The sequence below is a fragment of the Candidatus Bathyarchaeota archaeon genome, from assembly GCA_026014585.1.
GTDB lineage: Archaea > Thermoproteota > Bathyarchaeia > Bathyarchaeales > Bathycorpusculaceae > Bathycorpusculum.
Window position 1 is genome coordinate 323,259 of record JAOZIA010000024.1, and the last position, 22,175, is coordinate 345,433.

19 protein-coding genes are annotated in these 22,175 nt (G+C 43.6%); 13 read left to right on the forward strand and 6 right to left on the reverse strand.

The window, feature by feature from the left end:
* Nucleotides 1-44: 44 nt before the first annotated feature.
* Nucleotides 45-830 (forward strand): endonuclease NucS, encoded by a 786-nt coding sequence (nucS, locus tag NWF01_10960; protein ID MCW4025535.1) that lies wholly within the window; start codon nt 45-47, stop codon nt 828-830.
* Here the strand turns inward: nucS and NWF01_10965 are convergent.
* From NWF01_10965 to NWF01_10980, 4 genes are all read right to left on the reverse strand, one after another.
* Nucleotides 823-2,055, reverse strand: a complete 1,233-nt coding sequence (locus tag NWF01_10965; GenBank protein MCW4025536.1) for a glycosyltransferase family 39 protein — start codon at nt 2,053-2,055, stop codon at nt 823-825. The genes nucS and NWF01_10965 overlap by 8 nt on opposite strands.
* Before the next feature lie 193 nt (nt 2,056-2,248).
* Entirely contained in the window at nt 2,249-2,791 is a 543-nt protein-coding gene (locus tag NWF01_10970; protein ID MCW4025537.1) for an arginine decarboxylase, pyruvoyl-dependent, read from the reverse strand.
* Nucleotides 2,792-2,895: 104 nt separating this feature from the next.
* On the reverse strand, nt 2,896-4,800 hold the full coding sequence (locus tag NWF01_10975; GenBank protein MCW4025538.1) for an agmatine deiminase family protein: 1,905 nt from the start codon (nt 4,798-4,800) through the stop codon (nt 2,896-2,898).
* 178 nt (nt 4,801-4,978) lie between these two features.
* On the reverse strand, nt 4,979-6,568 hold the full coding sequence (locus tag NWF01_10980) for a right-handed parallel beta-helix repeat-containing protein (protein MCW4025539.1): 1,590 nt from the start codon (nt 6,566-6,568) through the stop codon (nt 4,979-4,981).
* A gap of 251 nt (nt 6,569-6,819) precedes the next feature.
* On the opposite strand from NWF01_10980, the gene NWF01_10985 reads away from it, so the two are divergent.
* Both NWF01_10985 and NWF01_10990 read left to right on the forward strand, forming a co-directional pair.
* Nucleotides 6,820-8,016 carry an ORC1-type DNA replication protein gene (locus tag NWF01_10985; GenBank protein ID MCW4025540.1) on the forward strand — a complete coding sequence of 399 codons (1,197 nt, stop codon included), beginning with the start codon at nt 6,820-6,822 and terminating at the stop codon, nt 8,014-8,016.
* Entirely contained in the window at nt 8,006-8,278 is a 273-nt protein-coding gene (locus NWF01_10990) for a winged helix-turn-helix domain-containing protein (GenBank protein ID MCW4025541.1), read from the forward strand. Before NWF01_10985 ends, NWF01_10990 begins: the two co-directional genes overlap by 11 nt.
* Here NWF01_10990 and NWF01_10995 read toward each other — a convergent pair.
* Nucleotides 8,271-8,387: a small, acid-soluble spore protein, alpha/beta type gene (locus NWF01_10995; GenBank protein ID MCW4025542.1), complete on the reverse strand. Its 117-nt coding sequence runs from the start codon at nt 8,385-8,387 to the stop codon at nt 8,271-8,273. The two genes, NWF01_10990 and NWF01_10995, sit on opposite strands and share 8 nt — an antisense overlap.
* A 159-nt stretch (nt 8,388-8,546) precedes the next feature.
* Between NWF01_10995 and moaC the strand changes: the two genes are divergently transcribed.
* The 9 genes from moaC (at nt 8,547) to NWF01_11040 (ending at nt 19,168) form a co-directional block, all read left to right on the forward strand.
* Nucleotides 8,547-8,999, forward strand: a complete 453-nt coding sequence (gene moaC, locus NWF01_11000; GenBank protein ID MCW4025543.1) for a cyclic pyranopterin monophosphate synthase MoaC — start codon at nt 8,547-8,549, stop codon at nt 8,997-8,999.
* Between the two features lie 2 nt (nt 9,000-9,001).
* Nucleotides 9,002-9,538 carry a molybdenum cofactor biosynthesis protein MoaB gene (locus NWF01_11005; GenBank protein MCW4025544.1) on the forward strand — a complete coding sequence of 179 codons (537 nt, stop codon included), beginning with the start codon at nt 9,002-9,004 and terminating at the stop codon, nt 9,536-9,538.
* Nucleotides 9,535-10,470, forward strand: coding sequence for a GTP 3',8-cyclase MoaA (moaA, locus tag NWF01_11010; protein ID MCW4025545.1), 936 nt, complete (start codon nt 9,535-9,537; stop codon nt 10,468-10,470). The genes NWF01_11005 and moaA overlap by 4 nt, the downstream gene beginning before the upstream one ends.
* Before the next feature lie 289 nt (nt 10,471-10,759).
* Nucleotides 10,760-10,954: a hypothetical protein gene (locus tag NWF01_11015; protein MCW4025546.1), complete on the forward strand. Its 195-nt coding sequence runs from the start codon at nt 10,760-10,762 to the stop codon at nt 10,952-10,954.
* Between the two features lie 87 nt (nt 10,955-11,041).
* Nucleotides 11,042-13,816 (forward strand): cation-transporting P-type ATPase, encoded by a 2,775-nt coding sequence (locus tag NWF01_11020; protein MCW4025547.1) that lies wholly within the window; start codon nt 11,042-11,044, stop codon nt 13,814-13,816.
* A gap of 117 nt (nt 13,817-13,933) precedes the next feature.
* Nucleotides 13,934-15,679, forward strand: a complete 1,746-nt coding sequence (locus NWF01_11025) for a hypothetical protein (GenBank protein ID MCW4025548.1) — start codon at nt 13,934-13,936, stop codon at nt 15,677-15,679.
* A gap of 57 nt (nt 15,680-15,736) precedes the next feature.
* Nucleotides 15,737-17,068, forward strand: a complete 1,332-nt coding sequence (locus tag NWF01_11030; GenBank protein ID MCW4025549.1) for a right-handed parallel beta-helix repeat-containing protein — start codon at nt 15,737-15,739, stop codon at nt 17,066-17,068.
* 103 nt (nt 17,069-17,171) lie between these two features.
* The gene (locus NWF01_11035) at nt 17,172-17,552 is read left to right on the forward strand and encodes a hypothetical protein (protein MCW4025550.1); all 381 of its coding nucleotides are present in this window, start codon (nt 17,172-17,174) and stop codon (nt 17,550-17,552) included.
* A gap of 116 nt (nt 17,553-17,668) precedes the next feature.
* Complete coding sequence (locus NWF01_11040) at nt 17,669-19,168, forward strand: right-handed parallel beta-helix repeat-containing protein (GenBank protein ID MCW4025551.1); 1,500 nt, start codon at nt 17,669-17,671, stop codon at nt 19,166-19,168.
* Between the two features lie 36 nt (nt 19,169-19,204).
* Here NWF01_11040 and acs read toward each other — a convergent pair whose 3' ends face one another.
* A complete protein-coding gene (gene acs, locus NWF01_11045; GenBank protein MCW4025552.1) occupies nt 19,205-21,160 on the reverse strand; it encodes an acetate--CoA ligase in 1,956 nt (651 codons plus the stop codon).
* A gap of 289 nt (nt 21,161-21,449) precedes the next feature.
* Between acs and NWF01_11050 the strand changes: the two genes are divergently transcribed.
* Nucleotides 21,450-22,169 carry a metal-dependent transcriptional regulator gene (locus NWF01_11050; GenBank protein MCW4025553.1) on the forward strand — a complete coding sequence of 240 codons (720 nt, stop codon included), beginning with the start codon at nt 21,450-21,452 and terminating at the stop codon, nt 22,167-22,169.
* Nucleotides 22,170-22,175 lie beyond the last annotated feature (6 nt).

Here is a 22,175-nt window from a genome sequence, read left to right on the forward strand (position 1 = left end):
AAATCTTATCTACCAAGAAACTGTCTAAAATACCTTGACACGCCATGCAAGAGCAAAATAAACTATCCGTCCTCACAGAACCAACCTTTCAACAAGCAAGCGAACTTATTCAGAGAGCCTTCAAAAAACGATGCACCCTCATAGTCGTAGGCAACTGCCACGTACACTACTCTGGCAGAGCAAACAGCACTTTAGAACCCGGTGAGCGCTTCTTAATCGTCAAATCTGATGGTTCCTTGCTGGTTCATCGTCCAGTCGGCTACGAACCCGTCAATTGGCAACCCTCAACCAGCGCACTCACCGTGAAGGCAACCGAGGACAAACTTGAAATTCACGCGGTCAGACAAAAACCCCGAGAAACCCTCAAAGCCACTTTTAGCAGCGTACTCATGGTTTCCGCGATGAACCTCAATGACTCAGGCGATTTTCTGCTTCACGCCAGCGAGGATGACATGCACCGAGCAATTTTGCTAAAACCTGAACTGCTTGAAGAAGGGTTTAAGCCGATTAGTTGGGAAAAAAAGGTTGAACCAGGCTTTGTTGACGTGTATGGCGAGGACAAAAACGGCAAACTCGTCGTAGTGGAGGTTAAACGGCGAACCGCAAGCAAAGACGCCGTCTTGCAGCTTTCACGCTACATCGAAGCCATAAAAGAGAAAGCAACCAAGGAAATCCGCGGGGTCTTAGTGGCTCCGAGCCTTGGCAAGGACGTGCAAACCATGCTTACAACGATGGGTTTAGAGTTTAAGGCATTGGACCCCAAAAAGTGCGCGGAAGTTCTTAAAAAGTCAAAAACTGCCAAGCTTGAACACTACTTAAATTCTACTTGAGGTTGTGCTTTGTTTTTTGGCCTTCAAAAGCCAGCCAGCTCAGCGGAATTAGCGCGACAAAGAGGTATCGGGTAGTGTTGAGGTTGAAGTATCGAGCTTGGTAATCGGGCAGATAACTGATGGCTTGCTCTGCGGTGGTTTCAAGATTATAGAATAGGGAGCTGGAAAAAATGCCCACCATGATTGACAGAATCATTGCGATGAGCAGAAAACTGTTTTTTTCTTCACGCAGGTAACGTAAAGAGGTTTTTAAGCTACCGACAAAAACCCAACTGTATGCTGAAAGGAAAATTGCTGAGAAAGCTGAAAAAAAGATGACTTCAACAAAAAAGTTGCCCAGGTTATTTACGTTAAAGACAGTGACTTGCCCCATGTAATTGCTGGGAAAAGCCGCAGTAAATAAGCCCAATACGGTGCCATCCCAAAACCGGACAATATTTCGTGCAGTCCAAACAAAAGTTATAGAAAGAAAAACACCAAGTGCTAAAAGGTAGTTTTTGTTTTTGAAAGCTTTCCAGCCGACATAATGATACCTCCAAAGTAATCCGATAACACCTACTAGGATGAAGAAGTAGCCGACGCTGGGTTTTGTTAAGAATCCAAGAACACCAGTTAAACCGGCAAAAATAATGTAGCACTCATTTTCAGGCTTTAAGCTTTCAACAATAAAGTAGAGAGTTAAAATGTAAAAAATCAGAATCAAAGGTTCCGCATAGTTTCTTGAAGTTGCAAAAATATACATTGGAACCGTAGAAACCAACGCTGACGTGATTAACCCAGCAGTTAACCCATACAGTTTTTTGGTAGCAAAAAAAGTGACAAGTAGTGATACAATGAAAATTATTTCAAGAGCAACCTGTGTCCCATAATGAGGTTGCAGAAAAAGGTAAAACTGAGACAAGTAGAGAGGGAAAATGGGACCAGCATGGTGGTTGTACGCGCCATTTAACTCGATAAATTCAGTATTTTTAAGAAATGATTGCCCAAGTTCTTTGTAAATGGTTCCATCATGCAAAAACAGATAATTAGCCTCATTAGAAGAAAAATTAAGGAAAGTAAACACGCACACGCCCACAATTATTGCAGCAAGAAAACAGGCAGCTACAACTTTTTTGGGGCAGGAAAGCAGGTTTAAATCTTTTTTGAACAGAAAAACCAAGGTGAATCCAACAAGACCAACTCCAGTGTAGAGACCAAGAGTAACCAATGAATTAGTATTAGCCATAAAAAGCATCCAATCATCAAGGTTACCCATCAAACCAACAAAAACAAACAAGCCAACTATAAGGTACATAACAAATAATAAAGGCAGAAGCTGCCGCGCACTAAGTAACCTACTTCTCAGCTTTCTAAATCCCAACTTCTGTCTTTACAAATTACGTTTAAAGTAAACAAAAAATAGATTGAGTTCAGCAGGCTTAAGGCACAAAAACCGCTGCAGCTACTGTGGTTGTCCACAAACCATTTTTGTCTCCTGCTGCGGACTGTGTGATGTTTGCGGTTTTGATTATTAAACCTGTGGTTTTGAAAAGCTGTTTGCGTTCATCCCATGCTGTTTCAGGGTCAAACTGGATACCCATAGTTGTTGCTAGCATAGTAGCAGCTAAGTCTTCAGCGTAGTCACCTGCTGTTTCGTCAGTTTGCCCGTTTGAATGATGCTCGGATAGGTAGCCGTACTGATTCTTCTCGGAAGGAATAGCTACACCAATGGATGATGCAACAAGTCGGTGGGGTTCGTTGGTTGCGTTTCTTGCAATAACTACAAAGGTGATTTCGCCGGGATGAATCATTTTTAAGCCTTTTTCGCGTGTGACCAGTTCGCATGAGGGGGGAACAATGCTGGATACAGCGACCAGATTGCACATTTGTATGCCTGCATCTCGTAGGGCTAATTCAAATGATTGGAGTTGTTCTTTGTGTTTTCCAACTCCTTTTGTTAAGAAGAAGTGTTTTGGTATCATTTGGTGTCGAAAAACAATGATTACAGCATTTATTTAAAAACGTTTTTGTGGTAAATTATATTGCTGAATCTACATGAACCCGCATGGTTCAAGCCCCTAATTATTTATTGTTTGGGAGAAGGCTGCTGCTGCGAAATACAATGCAGTGTTCCAAACCCGTACACTAAGTCTTCGCAGTTAATTCCAACAATTTTTCTGTCAACAAACAGGTCCTGCAAAATCTCTAAGGCTTTCTGGTCATTATCATCACCAAAAACAGGAACCAAAACCACCCTGTTGCCAATGTAAAAGTTTGTGTAACTTGCGGGCAGCGACCCATCTTCGCCAAAAACACAAGGCATAGGCAACTTTACAATTTTTAGTTTGTTGCCGTCTTGGTCAACAGATTGACAAAGCAAATCATAATTTTCCTTCAATGCTTCATAGTTCTCATCCAACGTGTTCTCCTCAAAAGCACACACAACCGTAGTTGGATTCACAAACCGTGCAAGGTCATCAATGTGCCCGTCTGTGTCGTCGCCGCAGATGCCGTTTTTTAGCCAGATGATATGGGTTACGCCTAAGTTGTCTTTTAGGTGCTGCTCAATTTCTTCACGGGTCAGGTTGGGGTTTCGGTTGCTGTTTAGCAAGCACTGCTCGGTGGTGATTAGGGTGCCTTTGCCGTTAACTTCAATGGAGCCGCCTTCCAGCACGATGCCCGGTTTGAAACAGGTTATTTGCATTTCTTGATTTATGAATTGGGGGATTTGATGGTCTTTTAGGAGCGTGTCATACTTGTTGCCCCAACTGTTAAAAATCCAGTTCACCATCGCCAATTCGCAGTGACGGTTAATTATGAAGGTTGGACCGTAATCGCGGAACCACACATCCGCATAAGGAAACAAATGAAAACGAACCTTATCTAAATCAACACGCGCTTGCAGTAGCAAGCCTTCAACTTTAGCTCGCATCTGCTCATCCTTAACAAACAGGTTTACGGTTTCGCTTGTGTGGATGTTTTTGATGATTTCAACGTATGTTTGCTCAACTTTTTCTACGCGGTCAGGAAAAGTGGTGGGGTCATAGGGCCAAGCAAGCCAAATTGCATCGTGCCGTTCCCACTCTGCGGGCATGCGGTAACCCAGTTCACGGGGGGTTTTGCAGGCAACATTCTCCGTCAGTAACCCGTAAGTGTCTGGACGACGGTTCCGCAGAAAACCCCAGCCTTCCCGAATACGCAAATTAAAACCCAAATCCACACTGGCAACCAACACTTCCTCTTTATCGCTGCCTGCTTCTGCGAGAACTTCCCCAAAAGCATCACAAACAAACGAGCCACCCCAAAACCGAAGTTGCCCCTCCTCACCGACACGATTAACAGCCGCAACGTGAACGCCGTTTGCTATAGCGTGTCCCCGCTGCACAGTTTGCCAAGCATCATGCCAGTCACCATCAGCGGACTTGTGCCCTTTAATGTAGCCAATAGCAGTGGGGTAAAAGATTATGTCGGCACCTTGCAGGGTGAGGATTCGTGCGGCTTCAGGGAACCATTGGTCATAGCAGATAAGCACGCCAATTTTTGCGTACGCAGTCTGGTAAACCTTGTAACCATTATCGCCGAGTTGGAAGTAGTTCTGCTCATAAAACAGGGGGTCCTGAGGCACATGCATTTTACGGTAAGTATCCAACAGTGTCCCGTCCGCATCAATCACGACAGCAGAATTGTAAAACACCCCATTAGCAGTCTTCTCAAACAGGGGCACAACAATGACGATTTTATGTTTTTTAGCAAGCTCCGAGAAAACCGCGGTGGATTCTCCGGGGATGGATTCTGAGAAGGCTTGAGCATCTTGGTATTCTTCTTGGGGGAAGTAGCGTGTACGGTAAAGTTCCTGTAAGCAAACGATTTGGGCGCCTCTGCTTGCGGCTTGCTCTATCAGTTGCACCGTTTTTGTGAGGTTTGCCTTTAAGTCTTCGGAGACGCTACTTTGGATAAGTCCCACAGTGACGATCTGTCCTTCTTGGGGCACGGTTTTGGTTTTCTCGGGTATAGTTTATCCTTCCTAAATTGCAATAATTCGTGTTTACTGCTAAGAACCTTTCTGAAAAATAAAATCCAAAAGGAAGCAAAAATTTCTTTTGCCACGGATATTTTATTTTTGTTCCCAGTTATGGCTAAGTCGAAAATTAAATAAAAATTTGAATTGCCTACCAGAATCTTGTATGGCAATGATGGCATACTCTTTGGTTTTGACCCAACAGAACACCACAGTAGGGACATTGATAGTTTACGGGTTGATTATAATATGGATATCGATGATAGTTGTTGTAGGGCTGATTGACAGGGGTTTGATATAGTGGTGTTTGATGGTAAACGTTGGTCGCATTGTAGACTCTTGGGCGTGTAGCATAATTAGCTTGACCTCTTATGTCCTTACTTGAAAGCACTAGCCCAATTGAAACAATAGTGGAAACAAGTAAACACGCAATTGGTATCGCCGTAGAAAGCGGTATTAGTGAATTGTCACTAACAGAGTTTTTTGGTGTAACTGTTGGCGCTATTGAATATGATGCAGATGTTGGAGTTGCTGGTGCAGTCGGTTTAACGGTTGGTTTTGGTGTTGACACTGAACTGCTACCAGAGCCACCTGTAGCGGTTGAGGTTACGTTTGTGGTGGAAGTTGAAACTGATGCTGTATAGGGTTTCATTAATGGGTAGGAATCATGGTTGTCTGAATCTATTACGTAGGGTGTATCCCCTATGCCATCATTGTTTGAGTCGGTTCCCTTATAGGTATCCCAATAGTTTCCTCCTGAAGGATAACCGTTGTCCCAAGTGTTAGCACCTATTTTGACACCTTCAATGGGTATTGAAGCGATATTTTCAACGTTATTTATCATATCATTGTGGTAGAATAGGTTGTTTGAGGTTTGTTGTAAATAAAAGCCTTGGTTATTTGACTGTATTACGTTCTCGTACACCCGATTACCAGTAGCGCTCCATCCGCTATCTGACAAACCGATTGAATTTCCAATTAAGTAATTTTTGAAAACTTTTGAGCTGGACATTCCAGTGCCACTTATGCCATGTGCACCATTGTTTGTAACGTTGTTGTAAGATATTGTCATGTTGCTTGAGTGCCATATCCCTAAACCGGAGGGTACAATGGGGTTTCCTGATAACACTTCGTTGTTGTCAGTTATTTGGTTGTATTGGATTATGCATCCTTGGCATTGGGTAAATGATGCACCTATTGCAGCGTTCTTTCTAACTGTGTTATTTGAAAACTCCACACTATTGCAATAACTAAAACCTGCTGCACCATTTGCCATAGCGTTATTGTGATAAAAATAGTTGTTTTGAATTTTAGCGTAGGAACAAGATTCTAGTAGTATGCCTCCTGCATTATCTAGTATGTTATTGCTGTTTATGCTAATGTTAGGTTGGTTAGATGCATAAATTGCTGGTGACCCTTTAGGACTGTTTTTTATTGTAAAACCACTTATTTCCACGTTTCTTGAAGTTATCACGATTGCATTTCCTATGAAGTTTGCATCTATAACCGTTACACTTTTTCCTTGTCCAATTAGACTAATTGATTTGTTTATCTTTATACCGCCAGTATAATATCCAGCTGGAATGTTGACGGTGTCCCCAGAACTTGCTGAGTCAATTAAACCTTGAATAGTATCTGCTGAGATAGTTTCGTGGTCTTCAGCGTCAACAATACTTGTTGCTTGAATGAAACTAACCAAAAAGAGCAGAGCAGTTAAGCAAACAACAAAGTAATTTTTCACTGATTGCAACGTTTACCACAAGTTTTAACCGTTAATTTTTTAATAAAAGCGTTTTTGTCAAGGTTTCTTGACTAAGCTTAGTCAAACTTTCTTGACTAAACATTCCGCCTTTAGGAGGAGGGTCTACTTGGAGGGCAATAACATCTTGAAAAATTGTTGGGTGTATTACGCGTAATGGTTTTATTAAGCGTAATACTAAACAGAAGGATAAGCTGAAATAACAACAAAATACCTTGAAACGGAGACTAACTGTGCCGTACCATAGCAGCGTGTTCAAAGACGAATCCAAACTCGACATCAACTTTGTACCGAACAGGCTACCCCACCGCGAAACCCAACAACGCCTGCTCACAGAGTTCTTTAGGTTTTTGGTCACTTGTCCGCAGCGCATGGCACAACGCGTCATAATCACGGGTGACGTGGGCACAGGCAAAACCGCTCTTTGCCAGCGCTTCGGAGCTGACGTAACCTCGGAGGCTAATAAGCGGCAAATCAAAGTCCGATACCTCCACGTTAACTGCCGAGAGCACCGCGGCATCCTCTCCACGATTCTGCACCAAGCCATAACCGCCTTTAACCCACAGTTCCCATCACGAGGCTACTCCCCACAGGAAATGCTAAGCACTCTTCTGAAGATGCTTGATGAGCAGGACACGTTTCTGGTTTTGGCGCTTGACGAGTTTGACAGCCTAATTGAAAAAGAAGGCAGTGACGGAGTCTACAAGCTCACGCGGTTGCAGGAAACCCGCATTGGCAAACCTCCACGTGTATCATTCGTTTTCATTCAGCGAGACTTAACTGCTATTGAAGATTTAGATGATAGCGCAAAAAGCACGCTTCAACAAAACATCATCCGCCTCCAACGCTACGGCAAACCCGAATTAACCACGATTTTAAACGACCGTGTTTCTTTGGCGTTTGAGCGGGGTGCAGTTCCTGAGGATACTGTGAGTTTGGTGGCGGAAATGGCAATCACCGAAAACGGCAACGCCCGCTTCTCCATCGAGCTGCTTTGGCGTGCAGGCAAGTACGCGGATGCGGAGGATTTGGAGTTGGTGGTTCCTGAGTGTGTGCGAAAAGCAGTTAGCAGTGTATTGCCCAGTTTTAGGCACAGTGACTTGGGTGCGCTTGGGTTCCATGAACGCATGTTCTTGTTGGGTGTGGCGCGATTGTTTAAGGCATCTGAGAAAGCCTACAGTTCCATCACAGACGCAGAGCAAGAGTACCAGGTGATTTGTGAAGAGTTTGAAGTAGAACCTAACAGTCACACACAAATCTGGAAGTACATTCAGTACCTCTTCAAACTAGGCATACTAAAACCCGAAACACAAGCGGGTGAGGGCAGAGGGCACCCAACCACGTTTTCGTTACCCACGATTCCTGCGGGGGAGCTGGAGAAAGAATTGAGTTCCTTGCTTCAACAGGGAGGTTGTGATGATGGAGTTTGAGGAAGTTTTCTCGTCCAAGCCGCGTGTAAAAATTTTGGTGCTACTTGAGCAGTTGTGTTCGCTAAATGTTACTGAAATCAGCAAACGCATAGGCTTAAACTATGTCGCAACCGATAAGCACCTAAAAATTTTGGAAGATGAAGACCTCATTGAAGCCCGCACCTATGGTAGGGTACGGATGTTTCGGTTCAAAGAAGGCTCAGAGAAAGCCAAAGCAGTGCAGAATCTGCTGGAAACATGGAAAAAAAGCGGCACTACCTGAGGTTTTTTTCTTGTTCTTTACCTTCCTCTATTAATCTGCGGACTTTTTGCCCACCCATTCGTCCTGCCTCTTCAACAGTTAAATCCCTGTTCTTGCTTTTTCGCGACAAAACGGTTCACCTCCCCAAGTTCCTACGGGGTTATGGCGTATGCTATCGCGTTAATTGTTTAGATAAAGCTATGTGGTTGCCACCCTGCAACATGCACCCTGCCTACTCAACATTATTATGCGGGGAAACCCAGAAGTACCCTACAGATAAAGGGCTTATTTGGAGACATGTAAGTTGGCTATGGTTGATGTTTCAGCAAAAGCAGAAATTTATCGGGAAGCCACCGCAAAAGGACAAATCAAACTTAAAGCGGAAACCACCCAGCGCATTTTGGAGGGAAAAATCGCCAAAGGAGACCCCCTCTATACTGCAAAAATCGCGGGAATCCTCGCAGCCAAAAACACCAGCAACACCATCCCCCTCTGCCACCCGCTCCCATTAACAAATGTGGAAGTAGACCCGAAGGTTGCAGACCAAAATACTGTGGAAATCTCCGCCACCGTAAAGACCCGTGCGCAGACGGGCGTGGAAATGGAGGCTCTCGCGGCGGTTTCAGCGGCGCTACTTACGGTTTGGGATATGACTAAGCAGTACGAAAAAGACCCAGAGGGGCAGTACCCGAGCACAGCCATAGAGGACATTCATGTCGTGAAAAAGGTTAAGCAGGCATAATTATGAGTGAAACAAGCAAAACCCACAAGGCCAAAGCAGCCAAAACCCTCAACTACGCAGTTTACATCTGCAGCACCAGCCGCGCCAAAGCAGCCGAGAACAAAGAAGAAGTCAGCGATTTAGGCGGCGACAAACTCGTCGAACTCCTCAAAGCAGGCGGACAGAATGTGCTGTTCAAAAAAATCATCGCCGACGACGAAACCGAAATCCAAGACGCCGTAATGTACGTGCTTGGCATGCCCGAGATTGACGCGGCAATTTTCAGCGGCGGAACAGGCATCACCCCAGCGGACGTCACCATTGAGTCGGTTGCACCGTTTTTTGATAAAACGCTACCTGGGTTTGGCGAGTTCTTCCGCAAGATAAGTTTTGATAGTGTGGGTTCGGCGGCGGTGCTCTCGCGGGCAACTGCGGGCGTCGCTAAGGGCAAGGTGCTGTTTTGTGTTCCTGGTTCCCCTAATGCTGTGCAAACTGCGGTGGAAAGGCTTATACTTCCCGAGGCGCCTCACATCGTTAGGCACGCACGGGAATATCGATGAATCTGAAAGATTACTGTGGGCGACCTCTCCTAAACCTGCGAATCAGCATCACACAACGCTGCAACCTAACATGTACCTATTGCCACCGAGAAGGAGAAGTCCGCCGAGCAAACGCTTCCGCCGAAAAAATGACGGTGGAAGAAATCACAAAAATAGCAAAAACAGCGGTCAGCTTGGGCATCAGTCGTGTTAAACTCACAGGCGGCGAACCGCTAATGAGAGAGGACATCCCCGAGATTATCCAAAAAATCCACGCGATTTCTGGCTTGCGGGATTTGTCACTTACCACTAACGGGCTACGCTTAGGCGACGGATTGGCAAAGCGACTCTACGATAGCGGCTTGCACCGTATTAACATTAGTTTGGCTTCTTTGAACCCTGAAACTTATAGAAAGTTGACAGGCGGCAACCTCCCTACAGCACTATCAGGCATCCAAGCAGCGGTAGAAGCAGGCTTTAACCCAGTCAAACTAAACATGGTGGTTTTGCAGGGCGTGAATGTTTCTGATGTGCCTGCCATGATTGATTACGCTGCCAAAATGGGCGTTATACTGCAACTTATTGAGCTTGACCCCATCAACGTGGGCGAGTCCTATTACAGTGCGCATCATCGGGGGTTGGAGGAGCAGGAAAAAATGCTGGCTGAGCGAGCGGTAACAGTTGAGCAGCGCCCGTTTATGCATAACCGCAAAATCTACCACCTCAAAAACGTAGACGTAGAAGTTGTGCACCCCATCGAAAACATGGACTTCTGCATGCACTGCACACGAATGCGCGTTACCAGCGATGGGAAACTGAAACCGTGCCTGATGAGAAACGACAACCTAACTGACATACTAACCCCACTTAAAAACGGCGCCACAGACAAGGAACTACGGGAATTATTTAAGCGGGCTAATGAGTTAAGAGAACCCTACAACAAAAACAATTGAGTGCTTCTTGAAGAATTTTGGTTATTTGATAACTTATACGTCTACATTTCTATTTGCTGTCTATTAGGCTCCTATTAGCCAACTTATGCAGAAACAATAGAGGAGGTCTACTTTTGGGGCAGGGTTTGGCTTTTGTTTAGTGGGTTTATTGAGTGGGCTTTGCTTTTTTTGGGGTTTAGGGTTTGTTGGGTGAGTGCTTGTTTGCAAGTTAGTTAAACGGATTTCTCAAAAAGCATTAATTATCATCAGTTTTCCTTTTAGCGGCATTTAGGGTAAGGAGAAGAAAATAGTGAGTATGCAAGTGATTTCAGCTGATTTGGATGCTGAGTTAATGTTAAAATCGGTTTTGTCTCCGATTAATTTAAAAGCGACCCTGCATCAGTATGCCAAAATCGGTAAAACAGAGCAACTTAGATTAATCTCTGAGGATACCAATACTAATGTTAACGCAACAAACCATTACAACACAACGCTTCTGGCTTAACATTTCGGTAGAGCCAGTAACCTTCGGTTATTGTGGGAGTCTTTCATAACTAAACTTTGTTTCCATAATAATTAGGCGGTATGAGTTTTGGAAAAAGCAACGTCTCTGCAAATAAACGAGCTCTTTGAATCTTTAGGTTCCTCACCTGAAGGTTTAAGCAGCACAGAAGCTAAAGAACGCCTAAGAAAACGAGGCTACAACACTCTTACAGAGAAAAAACAAGTTCCATTCATCAAAAAATTCATCCAGCACCTAAAAGACCTCTTTGGAATACTGCTACTCTTTGCAGCTTTACTCTCATTTATCAGCGAAAACATCTCCTTAGGCATAATTATTCTAGCAGTTGTTTTTGTTAACATTTTCGTCAGCCTATTCCAAGAATCCCGCGCTGAAAAAGCCATGGAAACCCTCAAAAGCTGGATGCCAGAATACGCCAAAGTCATCCGCGACGGAAACCTAACAAAAATCCCTGTAAAAGAAATCGTGCAGGGAGACGTGATTTTCCTTGAAGAAGGCGACCGCGTACCAGCAGACGCACGTTTGATTGAAGCGTTTGATTTATGGACAAACAACGTGCCCTTAACAGGTGAATCTGAACCACAACCAAGAAACGCGGATACAGTGCAAACTGTTGAGAAAGCCTACTTATACTCGCCTAACCTTGTTTTCATGAGCACCAGCGTGGCTAAAGGCAATGGTAAAGCCCTTGTTTATGACACTGGCATGACAACCCAGTTTGGAAAAATAGCCAGTTTAACCCAGACAATCCAAGAAGAAGCCAGCCCACTTCAAAAAGAAATTGCCTCAATGGCAAAATTTGACTTCACCATCGCCGTTATCGTGGGCGTCATTTTCTTCATAGCCAGCGCATTATTTTTACATGTTGACGTGTCAACCAGCATCTTCTTTATGATAGGTGTCATGATTGCCTGCGTTCCAGAAGGATTACAAGTCACAGTTTCCAGCGCATTGGCAATTAACGTGCTTAAAATGGTTAAACAAAGCGTAATTGTCAAACGCTTATCCGCCGTGCAAACACTGGGCAGCGTCACGGTTATTTGCACGGACAAAACAGGCACTATAACCAAAGGAGAAATGACCGCAAATAAACTCTGGGTAAAAGACCAAGTTGTGGATATTTCTGGTCTTGGTTACAAACCTGTTGGAAAATTCACCCGAAAGGGGCAACCAATACATGAAAAAGATTCAGTTTCAGTGGATAGGCTCTTAGAAATTGCGGCTCTTTGCAATGGTGCCAAAGTGAATCCACCAAGCGACAAAAGCAAAACTTGGAGCGTTATTGGTGACCCAACCGATGGCGCTTTGATGGTTGCTGCCTTGAAGTACGGCTTAGTTATTGAAGAGAAATTATCAGAAAAACCCGCCGTTTCAGTGGTTCCCTTCAGTTTTGAACGCAAACGCATGACCACCGTTCACTTCCATAATAGCGAGTTTTATGTTTACACCAAAGGCGCACCCCGAAACATACTAGACGTATGCAAAAAAGTCGAGTTTAACGGGAAAATTGAAGACTTAACCGACGAAAACATGGCACTGGTTGAAAATCGTATCCATGAATTTGCCAATCAAGGCTTGCGCGTCATTGCCCTTGCATATAAGAGAACCCCTGAGAACCAGTATGTTGAAGGTGAAGGTATAGAGAAAGACCTGATTTTTGTTGGGTTAATTGCGATGCGTGACCCGCCAAGAACAGGCGTGAAAGAAGCAGTACTGAAAGCTAAAGAGGCAGGAATCCAAACAGTCATAATCACAGGCGATTACGGACCAACAGCCCAAGCCATCGCAAAAGAAGTCGGAATTGCAGAGCAGGAATGCTGCCAAGTCACCCGCGGCGTGGACCTTGAAGAATTAGATGACAAAGCCATCGTGGACGAAGTTAAAAAAGGCAACGTGATTTTTGCCCGTGTCTCCCCCGAGCAGAAACTGCGAATCGTCAAGGTTCTCAAAGAAAACGGAGAAATTGTCGCTGTAACTGGTGACGGCGCAAACGATGCACCTTCACTTAAGGAAGCCAATATCGGCGTTGCCATGGGCGCTTCAGGTACAGACGTGGCGAGGGAAGCAGCCGACATTGTTTTGCTCAATGACAGCTTTGCTTCAATTGTTAAGGCTGTGGAGTCGGGCAGGGCAATTTACGAGAACATCAGAAAATTCATTGTGTACGTGTTCAGCCATAACTGGGCAGAACTTATCCCGTTTGTGCTCTATGCCACACTCAACATTCCACTGCCCCTGCTGGTGGTTCAAATCCTCGCTATTGACCTAGTAATTGATGTTATTCCCAGTTTAGCGCTTAGCCGTGAACCCCCAGAAGCAGGAATTATGGATGAACCCCCAAGAAGCATCAAAGAACGCCTCTTCACGCCCAAAGTTTTCGCGCGTTCAATCTTTATTGGCGCAATAATCGCAGTTGGCGCAATGATTGCCTGTATGAGTGCATGGACTGCCCCGGGAAGCGGCTGGCAGTTTGGTATGCCTATTCCTGCAGATTGGCACTTTGGCGGCAGTTTACCCAACAATAATCCATACTACATCAAAGGAGTCACCATGGCATTTGCAGCCATCGTCGTAGCACAGGCAGGAAACGTGTTAGCATGCCGAACCAGCAAGCAATCCATCTTCAAATCAGACTTATCCAAAAACAAATGGATAATCGTTGGCATAGTGGCGCAACTTTCGATTTTAGCCATGCTAATTTATGTGCCGTTTATGCAACAGATTTTCGGAACCGTTGCGCTTGGACTATTTGATTGGCTGATGTTAAGTGCAATTGCGTTGGTAGTGATTTTCGCTGAGGAAGTGCGAAAACTGTTTGTTAGGCAATTCTCTAAAAACAAATAACATGCTTTCTTAGACGCCTAACCTCCTTTTCAATTAAATGCGAAACAACTCATGCCAGCAGTAGATTTAGCTAAAACTTAAATGATTACATAGGGATTCTCTATGTGAGTGAGGAGTATGAAAAAAAAGGCATGTGCTGGTTTAGCCTTTATTCTTTTATTCGGATTGTTCTTTACTGGTATTTCAAGTTTTAATTGTGCATCTGGCGCTGTTTCGGTTAATGGGATTATCTCGTCAGACACAACATGGACAAAAGCAGATAGCCCCTACAGCCTTTCAGGCAATGTATTAGTGGACTTGGGGGCAACACTCACAATAGACGCTGGAGCTACAGTGAACCTCAACGGTTACTACATAAAGGTCAATGGAACCCTGCAAGCACATGGCTCAAGCTCTGAGAGAATAACTTTCACAGGTTCAGGTTACGTTCAGTTCACAGAGTACAGCACCTCTTGGGATGAAACTACAGGTTCAGGCTGCATAATAGAAAAAGCCGATTTTGACCAAGGCTTTATCAGCACAGACAGCGCGCCTAAAATAATCTATTGTTCAATGACACGTTTAGTTGCTGCTGGCTCACCAACAATTACAAACAACACAATTGTAAATGACCTCTCCTGCTGTAGCGGTGATGGAACAAACCCAGTAATTGCCAACAACACTGTTCAAGGACTCTTAACCATTCCATACCACTGCGCGTATCCTTCAGGAACAATAAAAATCACCAATAACACGCTAATTGGCGGAATACAAGCCGATTATAAACGTGGCACAATCGATATTTCGTATAATACCATTTCAGGTAAAATAACAACAGGCACTCAGTACCCAACCGAGGGATTGATAACTTTTTCACATAACACAATTTCTTGCGAGGTTTCCCTTTCAGGTTTAACAGTTTTCTCTTTCAACATGGTAACTAAAGAAGTCGACATCTTTGGCTCAAATAACACAATAACCAACAACACATTGGTTGGTAATGGTAACTTAGCAGACAACACTGTCGGAATAATTTTATCACAGGCAGGAATACTGTTCTGCCAAAACAACACAGTAACCAACAATGTAATTTCGGGCTTTACAAACGGTATCTGCGTTGGCATTTATCAGGAAGGATCTCTTGCTGGTTTTGAAATTGAAGGCAATCTAGTTCCGTTTATTGGAGGAAATAATATTTCAAATTGCCAGTATGGAATCAATGCCCGCGGAAGCGCACTAATTACAGATAATGTTGTAACTAACAATTATTGTGGAATAGATGCTCATTGCAAAGGAGCTATTGAATACAATCAAGTAACCAATAACTACTATGGTATGAGCCATGCCAGTGCAGTCAACTATAACACTATTGCCCATAATGTTTACGGAATAACCGGTGGAGGTTCAACCCTTCAATACAATAACATTTACAACAATACACAATACAATCTAGATTTAGGCTCAAATAATACATGGAAAGGAATAGGAAGAAGCACTTTTGACACACCAAACAATTGGTGGGGAACAACCGACACAAACACAATTGACCAGTCAATTTATGATTACTACGAAGACTTTGACTTAGCAAAAGTCAATTACACACCCATCTTAACCGCAGCAAACACGCAAGCAGTACCCCGACCAGTCACAGTACCAACATGGACACCTACACCAACCACAAGCCCAACCCCAACAGCAACACCACCACCCACAACCAGCAACCCAACTGCAACGCCGACCCAACCAAGTGGCACAGGCGATAATTCAGGCTTTAACTGGGATTCGATAGCTTTACCATTGATAGCTGGTGTTATTGTTGGCATAGTGCTGGCAATAGTTATTATCTTCTTTGTTCGGGGCAAAGCAAGCCCTAAACCATTTTAGGGTGAAGTATAGCAAGTGTTAAAAGGAGAAACGTAGCCTCTACTTTTAGGGAGCAATATGCGCAAAGCCTTAGTTCTTACGTGTACGGTTGCGTATGTGCTAGTTTTTGCGCTGTTAACCTCCGTTTCTGCCTTAACTATGGCTCCAGGGTTAACACACAAAATTTTAATCAAATCCGATGGAAGCGTGGAACCAGCTGATGCACCTATTGAACGGTCGGGTTCCGTTTATTCTTTAACGGGTGACATCAATTTTACTTCCATTAAGGTTTCCTGTAATGGTATAGTTCTTGATGGGAAAGGTTTCTTTGATAGGGGTTATGAGGGGTATGATAAAGCAGTTATACTGGATAACACTATAAGCTGTGTTGTTAGGAATTTTAATTTCTTAAAATTTAGCTCCCAAATAAGCATTGAAGGAGGCACAGGCAACATGGTTTATGGCAACACGTTTACGGGTGCATACTATGGTGTGGAGATTTATTCAAACAACTGTCAAATATACCAAAACAAGTTTGTCAGTACTAAACCAGGCGACTGCTACGGAATTGAAGGAGAATGCCAAAACACAGTAATTTCAAATAACATCTTCACCAATTTTGGAGCAAGCATTCAGTTAACACACAGTGAAAACAACACAATTACCAGCAACTCTTTTGCTGACGCAACAAGCATTATGTTTTATCGGCAATGTAACAACAACACAATCACCAAAAACACAATCACTGGAGTTGGCTTGAGCGGAACAGGCATTTACCTGCTGGGTAGCAACCACAACCTTATTTGTGAAAACGAAATTTCGGATAAAGCAAAAAATTATCAGCCTTCCTTTGATAACTGTTTTGGGGTCTGGATTTATGAGTCATCAGATAATATTGTAAAATGCAACAACATCACAGGTAACCTTGTCGGAATCCAAATTGGTCACAACTTCTACCCTGAAGACCCCCCATCAATCAACAATTATTTTGCTCTAAACAACATTTATAATAACGTAGCAGGCGGAGCTAATGTTGGATTGACAAAATATGACACGTACCCAGTTAACTTTTGGGATAACGGAACATACGGCAACTATTGGAGCGAATATGCAAAAAGATATTCTGGTTCATCAGGGATTGATGATTTAGGTTTAGGTACCACACCTTACAATATAACAGTAAATAACGTAGACCAACATCCGCTACTGGCAATAATTGGAGCTAATAAACAGGCACCTACACCCACCTCAGACCAAACCGCCTATGACACAGATTCACCAACGCTACCAGAGGATTCGGGCAGTAGTTCAAATCAAAGGTCAATTTGTGATTATGTTGCAATTGGGTCAGCTTCAGTTGCAGCAGCAGGTTTAATTGTCATCGCTGTTTACAGGAAAAAAATATTGTAAACAAAGAATGTTCTTGCAGATTTTGGGGTTACAGGTTGGGGCTTAAATGGCAGATTAGATAACTTTTTAAGGCAAACCTTCTCAATTTGTTAATGGAGATTTTATGGCGATAAACATTGAAGCAGTACTAATAGGTTTCTTTGTACATGCAATAATTAACCTCATAATCTTGTCACCTGTTCTTTGGGGTGCAGGAAGACTACTTGCAGGCAAAAACGCAAAATTCACGGATGCCTTATGGATTGTGTTTTTGGGCACACTAATTTTCGACGTTGTCGGCTACTTCATTGAAGGCATAATTGCAAGTATAATACTGTTCGTTATCTGGCTGGCGTTGGTTAAGCACTTCTTTGACTGCGGCTGGCTAAAAGCATTGGCAATAAGCATAATCGCACTGATATTCCTCATAATCGTGTGGATGGTTTTGGGATTTATCCTTGTGGCGATTGGTATAGGAACCGGCTGGATTCCTGTACCGTGGTAACTTCCTTTTTTCCCTATTTTTTAAATGATTGTTTTTGTTAATTTTTTTAGCAAGGTTCCCCTTGAAATAAGTAAAGCTTAAAAGTGCATTAAATACTACTTTTGTTTGTGATAAACGTGCGAAAAATTGTTTTTGCCATAATTTTTTCGCTTACATTAACTCTCATACCCTGCATATTTGACTATGCATACTCTAACCCCATAGCCCCTCCGGGACCAGTTGATACAATGTATATCCATGCAGATGGCAGCATTGACCCCTCAACAGCACCTCTGCAAAAGTCAGGTTCCACCTATAGTTTAACACAAAACTTGAACTGTACGTCCATACAGGTTGAATGTAGCGGCATAACCCTTGATGGACAAGGTTTCTCAGATTCGGGATATAGCATGTGGTACACTGCAATTACGTTAAGCGGGGTCAATGATGTGACCATTAAGAATTTTCATTTTCACCAGTTTAGCACTCACATTGAAATGGGCGGCGGCACAAATATTATAATTTCAGGCAACTCCTTCACAGATGGCGATTTCTGTATTCAAACATCTGCCACCAATTGTCAAATAATAGGAAACAAATTCTATAACAATTTTAATCCTGGACACTGGTATTGCATTCAAGGACATTTATCAACCTCAACAATATCTAACAATCTCTTTAGCGATTATGGGATAAGCATCCAACTTTTCGGAGGCGGCGAAAACATGATTTCTGGCAACCAGTTTACAGATGGAACAAACATTTTCCTGCAAGATTGCAGTAACAACATCATAACAAAAAATATTATGACTGCAGGTAACCCTGTGGGTCTTGCTGGACTGCTTATTAAAGAATCAAGTGGAAACACAATTTATGAAAACTCCATCACACAAAAATACTATAGCTCTACGGCAACCATTCCTGATTGCTATGGAATCACGATGTATTATTCTTCGTGCAACAACATCGTTTATCGAAACATAATCAGTAGCAACCTTATCGGCATCCAAATTGGAATCCCAGAAGTAGCCAGCACATACAATCCAGCCCTTGGTGAAGCCCTCTCTGACCTTAACAATCAAATTTATCAAAACAACATAATTAATAATATCAGAGACAACGCAGCTGTTGGAAAAACCTTAGACGGTGGAAGACCAGATGACAGTTGGGATAATGGCGTACAAGGTAACTATTGGAGCGATTACTTAACCAAGTATCCAGAAGCAACAGAAGTCTCAGACACTGGAACAGGAAACATACCCTATGTTATTGCAACAAACAATGTTGACCAGCACCCATTAATGAACCCAGTTGACATCCACGTGCCGACCCCCGCAATTGTCACCACTTCCTTAGCAACACCACCAGCAGAACCCTCACAGACTTCAACAGCAACACCTACACAAAACACAACACCTAACCCTACAGTAGCACCGTCAAATCCAACGGTTCCACCAACAACTGGTACGCCAAACCCAAACACTAAACCAAATTCATATTCTGATTCTCGCAGTATTGATGATTATGTTACAGCAGGTTTGGTTGCCGTGGCAATTGTCTGTGTATGCTCTTTTGTTATCGTTTACAATAAAAATAGACGAACATATCACAGCCCTATTACTACTAGTTTAAGATAAAATAATAAAAAAAATAAAAAAAGATTGTTGGAAAGCTTATTTTTCTAGTTGCTTTCGCAAATCTGCGTATGTTGCTTTGATGTCCTCGATTGAGCCTTCATCTTCAATAGTTGAAGTGTCACCCAATGGAGCACCAGTCAACACTGCCTTTAGCAGTCTACGCATGATTTTACCGCTTCTTGTCTTTGGTAGCTTGTTAACAAACACAACTGCTTCAGGAGTAGCGATTGGACCAATGGTAGCGCGAACGTGCTTTATGAGTGTGGTGCGTAGTTCATCTGATGGACTAAATCCGCCTCGCAAAACAACAAATGCAACTGGAACTTCGCCTTTAACTGCGTCTTCTTTGCCCATGACTGCTGCTTCAGAGACTGATTCGTGTGCAACAAGTGCAGATTCGAGTTCGACAGTGCCGATTCTGTGACCTGCAACTTTGAGGACTTCATCTGCTCTTCCAAGTAGCCAGAAGTACCCGTCAGGGTCTCGGATTGCATAGTCGCCGACATAGTATATGCCTGGCCATCTGCCGAAGTATGTTTGTTTGAAGCGGTCGGGGTCTTTCCAGATTGTTTGTAGCATTCCTGGCCAAGGTGACTTGATTACTAGGTAGCCTTTGGTTCCTTGTGGGACTGATTGTCCTTTATCATCGAAGATGTCAACGTTAACTGCTGGCAAGGGTAGTGTTGCTGAACCTGGTTTTAGCGGTGTTAATTCTATGCCTGATGCAGGAGAAATCATAAATCCGCCTGTTTCAGTTTGCCACCAAGTGTCGATGATTGGTAATTTTTCTTTGCCGATTACGCGGTAGTACCATTTCCATGCTTCTGGGTTGATTGGTTCGCCGACTGAGCCGAGTTCGCGTAGGCTGCTGAGGTCGTGCTTGTTGACCCATTCTTCGCCGAATTTCATGAACATACGTACTGCGGTTGGTGTACCGTAGAGGATGTTTATGCCGTGGCGTTCGATCATGTCCCACCAGCGGTCTTGTGCAGGGAAGTCGGGAGTTCCTTCGAATAGGAAGGCAGTGAGACCATTGCTGAGTGGAGAGTAAACGTTGTATGTGTGTCCAGTGATCCATCCGATGTCTGCAACACACCAGTAAATGTCCTCATCAGTTGGGTTAAATGCCCATTTGAGAGTCCAGTGTGCCCAAAGGAGGTAGCCGCCTGTTCCGTGCTGGACGCCTTTTGGTTTGCCTGTGGTTCCTGAAGTGTAGAGGATGAACAGTGGGTCGGTTGATTTCATGCTTTCTGGTTCAACATATGCATTAGCGCCTGCTTGTGCTAGGGCATCGCTGTACCAGACGTCTTTTTCGCCCATTTGGATTTCTTGACCTGTACGTTTGACAACGATAACTTTTTCAACGTTTGGCATGTTTGGCAGTGCACGGTCAGCGTTGTTTTTGATTGCAACTGGTTTGCCTCTGCGGAATGAGCCATCAGCAGTTACAAGGATTTTTGCGCCGCAGTCATTAACACGGTCTGCCAATGCTTCAGCACTAAAACCAGAGAACACAACTGCATGTACTGCACCAATTCTTGCACAGGCAAGCAGTGTAATTGGGAGCTCGGGAATTACTGGCAGAAACACTGCGACACGGTCGCCTTTTTGGACGCCGAGGTCTTTGAATGCTTTTGCAAGTTTGTTTACTTCACGGTAGAGTTGATAATAAGTGTAGGTTTTTACTTCGCCCATTTCGCCTTCCCATATGTAGGCGAGCTTGTTTTTGCGTGCGCCTTTAACGTGCCTGTCCAGCGCGTTATAACATATGTTTAGTTCACCATCTGGGAACCACTTGTAGAATGGCGGGTTTGAGTCATCGAGCACTTTACTAAATGGCTTAAACCAGTCAATTGCTTTTGCTTTTTCGGACCAATACTCTTGAGGGTTTTTAATGGCATTTTCCCATTCAGCTTTGCGTTTATCTCCAGAAGAAACTTGAACGCTGCCTGGGCTGTATTTTTCGTCGAAAGGTAAACTAGCTTCTGACATGTTCTCAACCTTGAGTTGGGGACAGAAATAAAACTTAAAGAATATAAGCTTTTTCAATTAATGCAATCTTAGAAAAAATCCAAAATCAAATACAACTGAAAACTGAAAAATCGTGCTATTGTGCTTTTGTGGGCGTTCAAGGGTTCAACAGCTCACAAAGGAAGCTACGCCGATTTTGTGTTGCAATCAATGGCTGTTTTATGGAAACTATTTTTTAGGCGCACCTAAATCTTTATATGTCTTCGCGACTGGAAATTTAGGTGAACCTAAAAACAGGGGGAGAGAACAAATGGAACAATCAACCCAAAACTACCTAAAAGCCATATACAGCCTATCCAAAAACGGCGATTTAGTCAGCACCACCCAAATCAGCCAAAAACTAAACGTTGCCCCAGCCAGCGTAACAGAAATGCTCAAAAAACTAGCCCAAGAAAACTACATAAACTACTCACCCTACCACGGTAGCACCCTAACAGACAAAGGCACCCGTGAAGCAAAAAAAATCACCCGAAAACACCGCTTACTCGAAACATTTCTCTCCGACGTTTTGCACATCGGAAAAGACAAAGTACACAGTCAAGCATGCGAGCTTGAACATGCACTTTCTGATGAAGCAGAAGAATCCCTGTGCAGATTACTAAAACACCCCGATACTTGCCCAGACGATGGCAAACCCATCCCTGCTTGCAACTTGCCTTTCACCAGTTGTGAAGAATGCATTGAACTGCACAAAAAAGGCTTAGAAGAGGTAGGAAAACGTAAAGAAAACTTGGTTGCTTTAACAGAACTCAAGACTGGACAGTCAGGAAAAATCGCATTCATCCGAGGCGGTCACCATGTTCTTCAGCGCCTTTTAGACATGGGTTTAACCCCCAACACAAAAATCACACTCATAAAAATTGCCCCGTTTGATGGCCCCATCGAAGTTTCTGTTCGAGGCTCAAAACTTGCAATAGGCAGAGGCATAGCGTCAAAAGTTTTCGTAGACCCCCACAGCGAAAAACAGTAAGGAGAC

Coding starts and splice junctions, on each gene's coding strand:
- moaA (MCW4025545.1), top strand. CDS start 9,535: ATGAATCTGAAAGATTACTGTGGGCGACCTCTCCTAAACCTGCGAATC.
- NWF01_11050 (MCW4025553.1), top strand. CDS start 21,450: ATGGAACAATCAACCCAAAACTACCTAAAAGCCATATACAGCCTATCC.
- NWF01_11035 (MCW4025550.1), top strand. CDS start 17,172: ATGGCGATAAACATTGAAGCAGTACTAATAGGTTTCTTTGTACATGCA.
- NWF01_10990 (MCW4025541.1), top strand. CDS start 8,006: ATGGAGTTTGAGGAAGTTTTCTCGTCCAAGCCGCGTGTAAAAATTTTG.
- nucS (MCW4025535.1), top strand. CDS start 45: ATGCAAGAGCAAAATAAACTATCCGTCCTCACAGAACCAACCTTTCAA.
- NWF01_11025 (MCW4025548.1), top strand. CDS start 13,934: ATGAAAAAAAAGGCATGTGCTGGTTTAGCCTTTATTCTTTTATTCGGA.
- NWF01_10970 (MCW4025537.1), bottom strand. CDS start 2,791: ATGATACCAAAACACTTCTTCTTAACAAAAGGAGTTGGAAAACACAAA.
- NWF01_10965 (MCW4025536.1), bottom strand. CDS start 2,055: ATGGCTAATACTAATTCATTGGTTACTCTTGGTCTCTACACTGGAGTT.
- NWF01_11030 (MCW4025549.1), top strand. CDS start 15,737: ATGCGCAAAGCCTTAGTTCTTACGTGTACGGTTGCGTATGTGCTAGTT.
- NWF01_11005 (MCW4025544.1), top strand. CDS start 9,002: ATGAGTGAAACAAGCAAAACCCACAAGGCCAAAGCAGCCAAAACCCTC.
- acs (MCW4025552.1), bottom strand. CDS start 21,160: ATGTCAGAAGCTAGTTTACCTTTCGACGAAAAATACAGCCCAGGCAGC.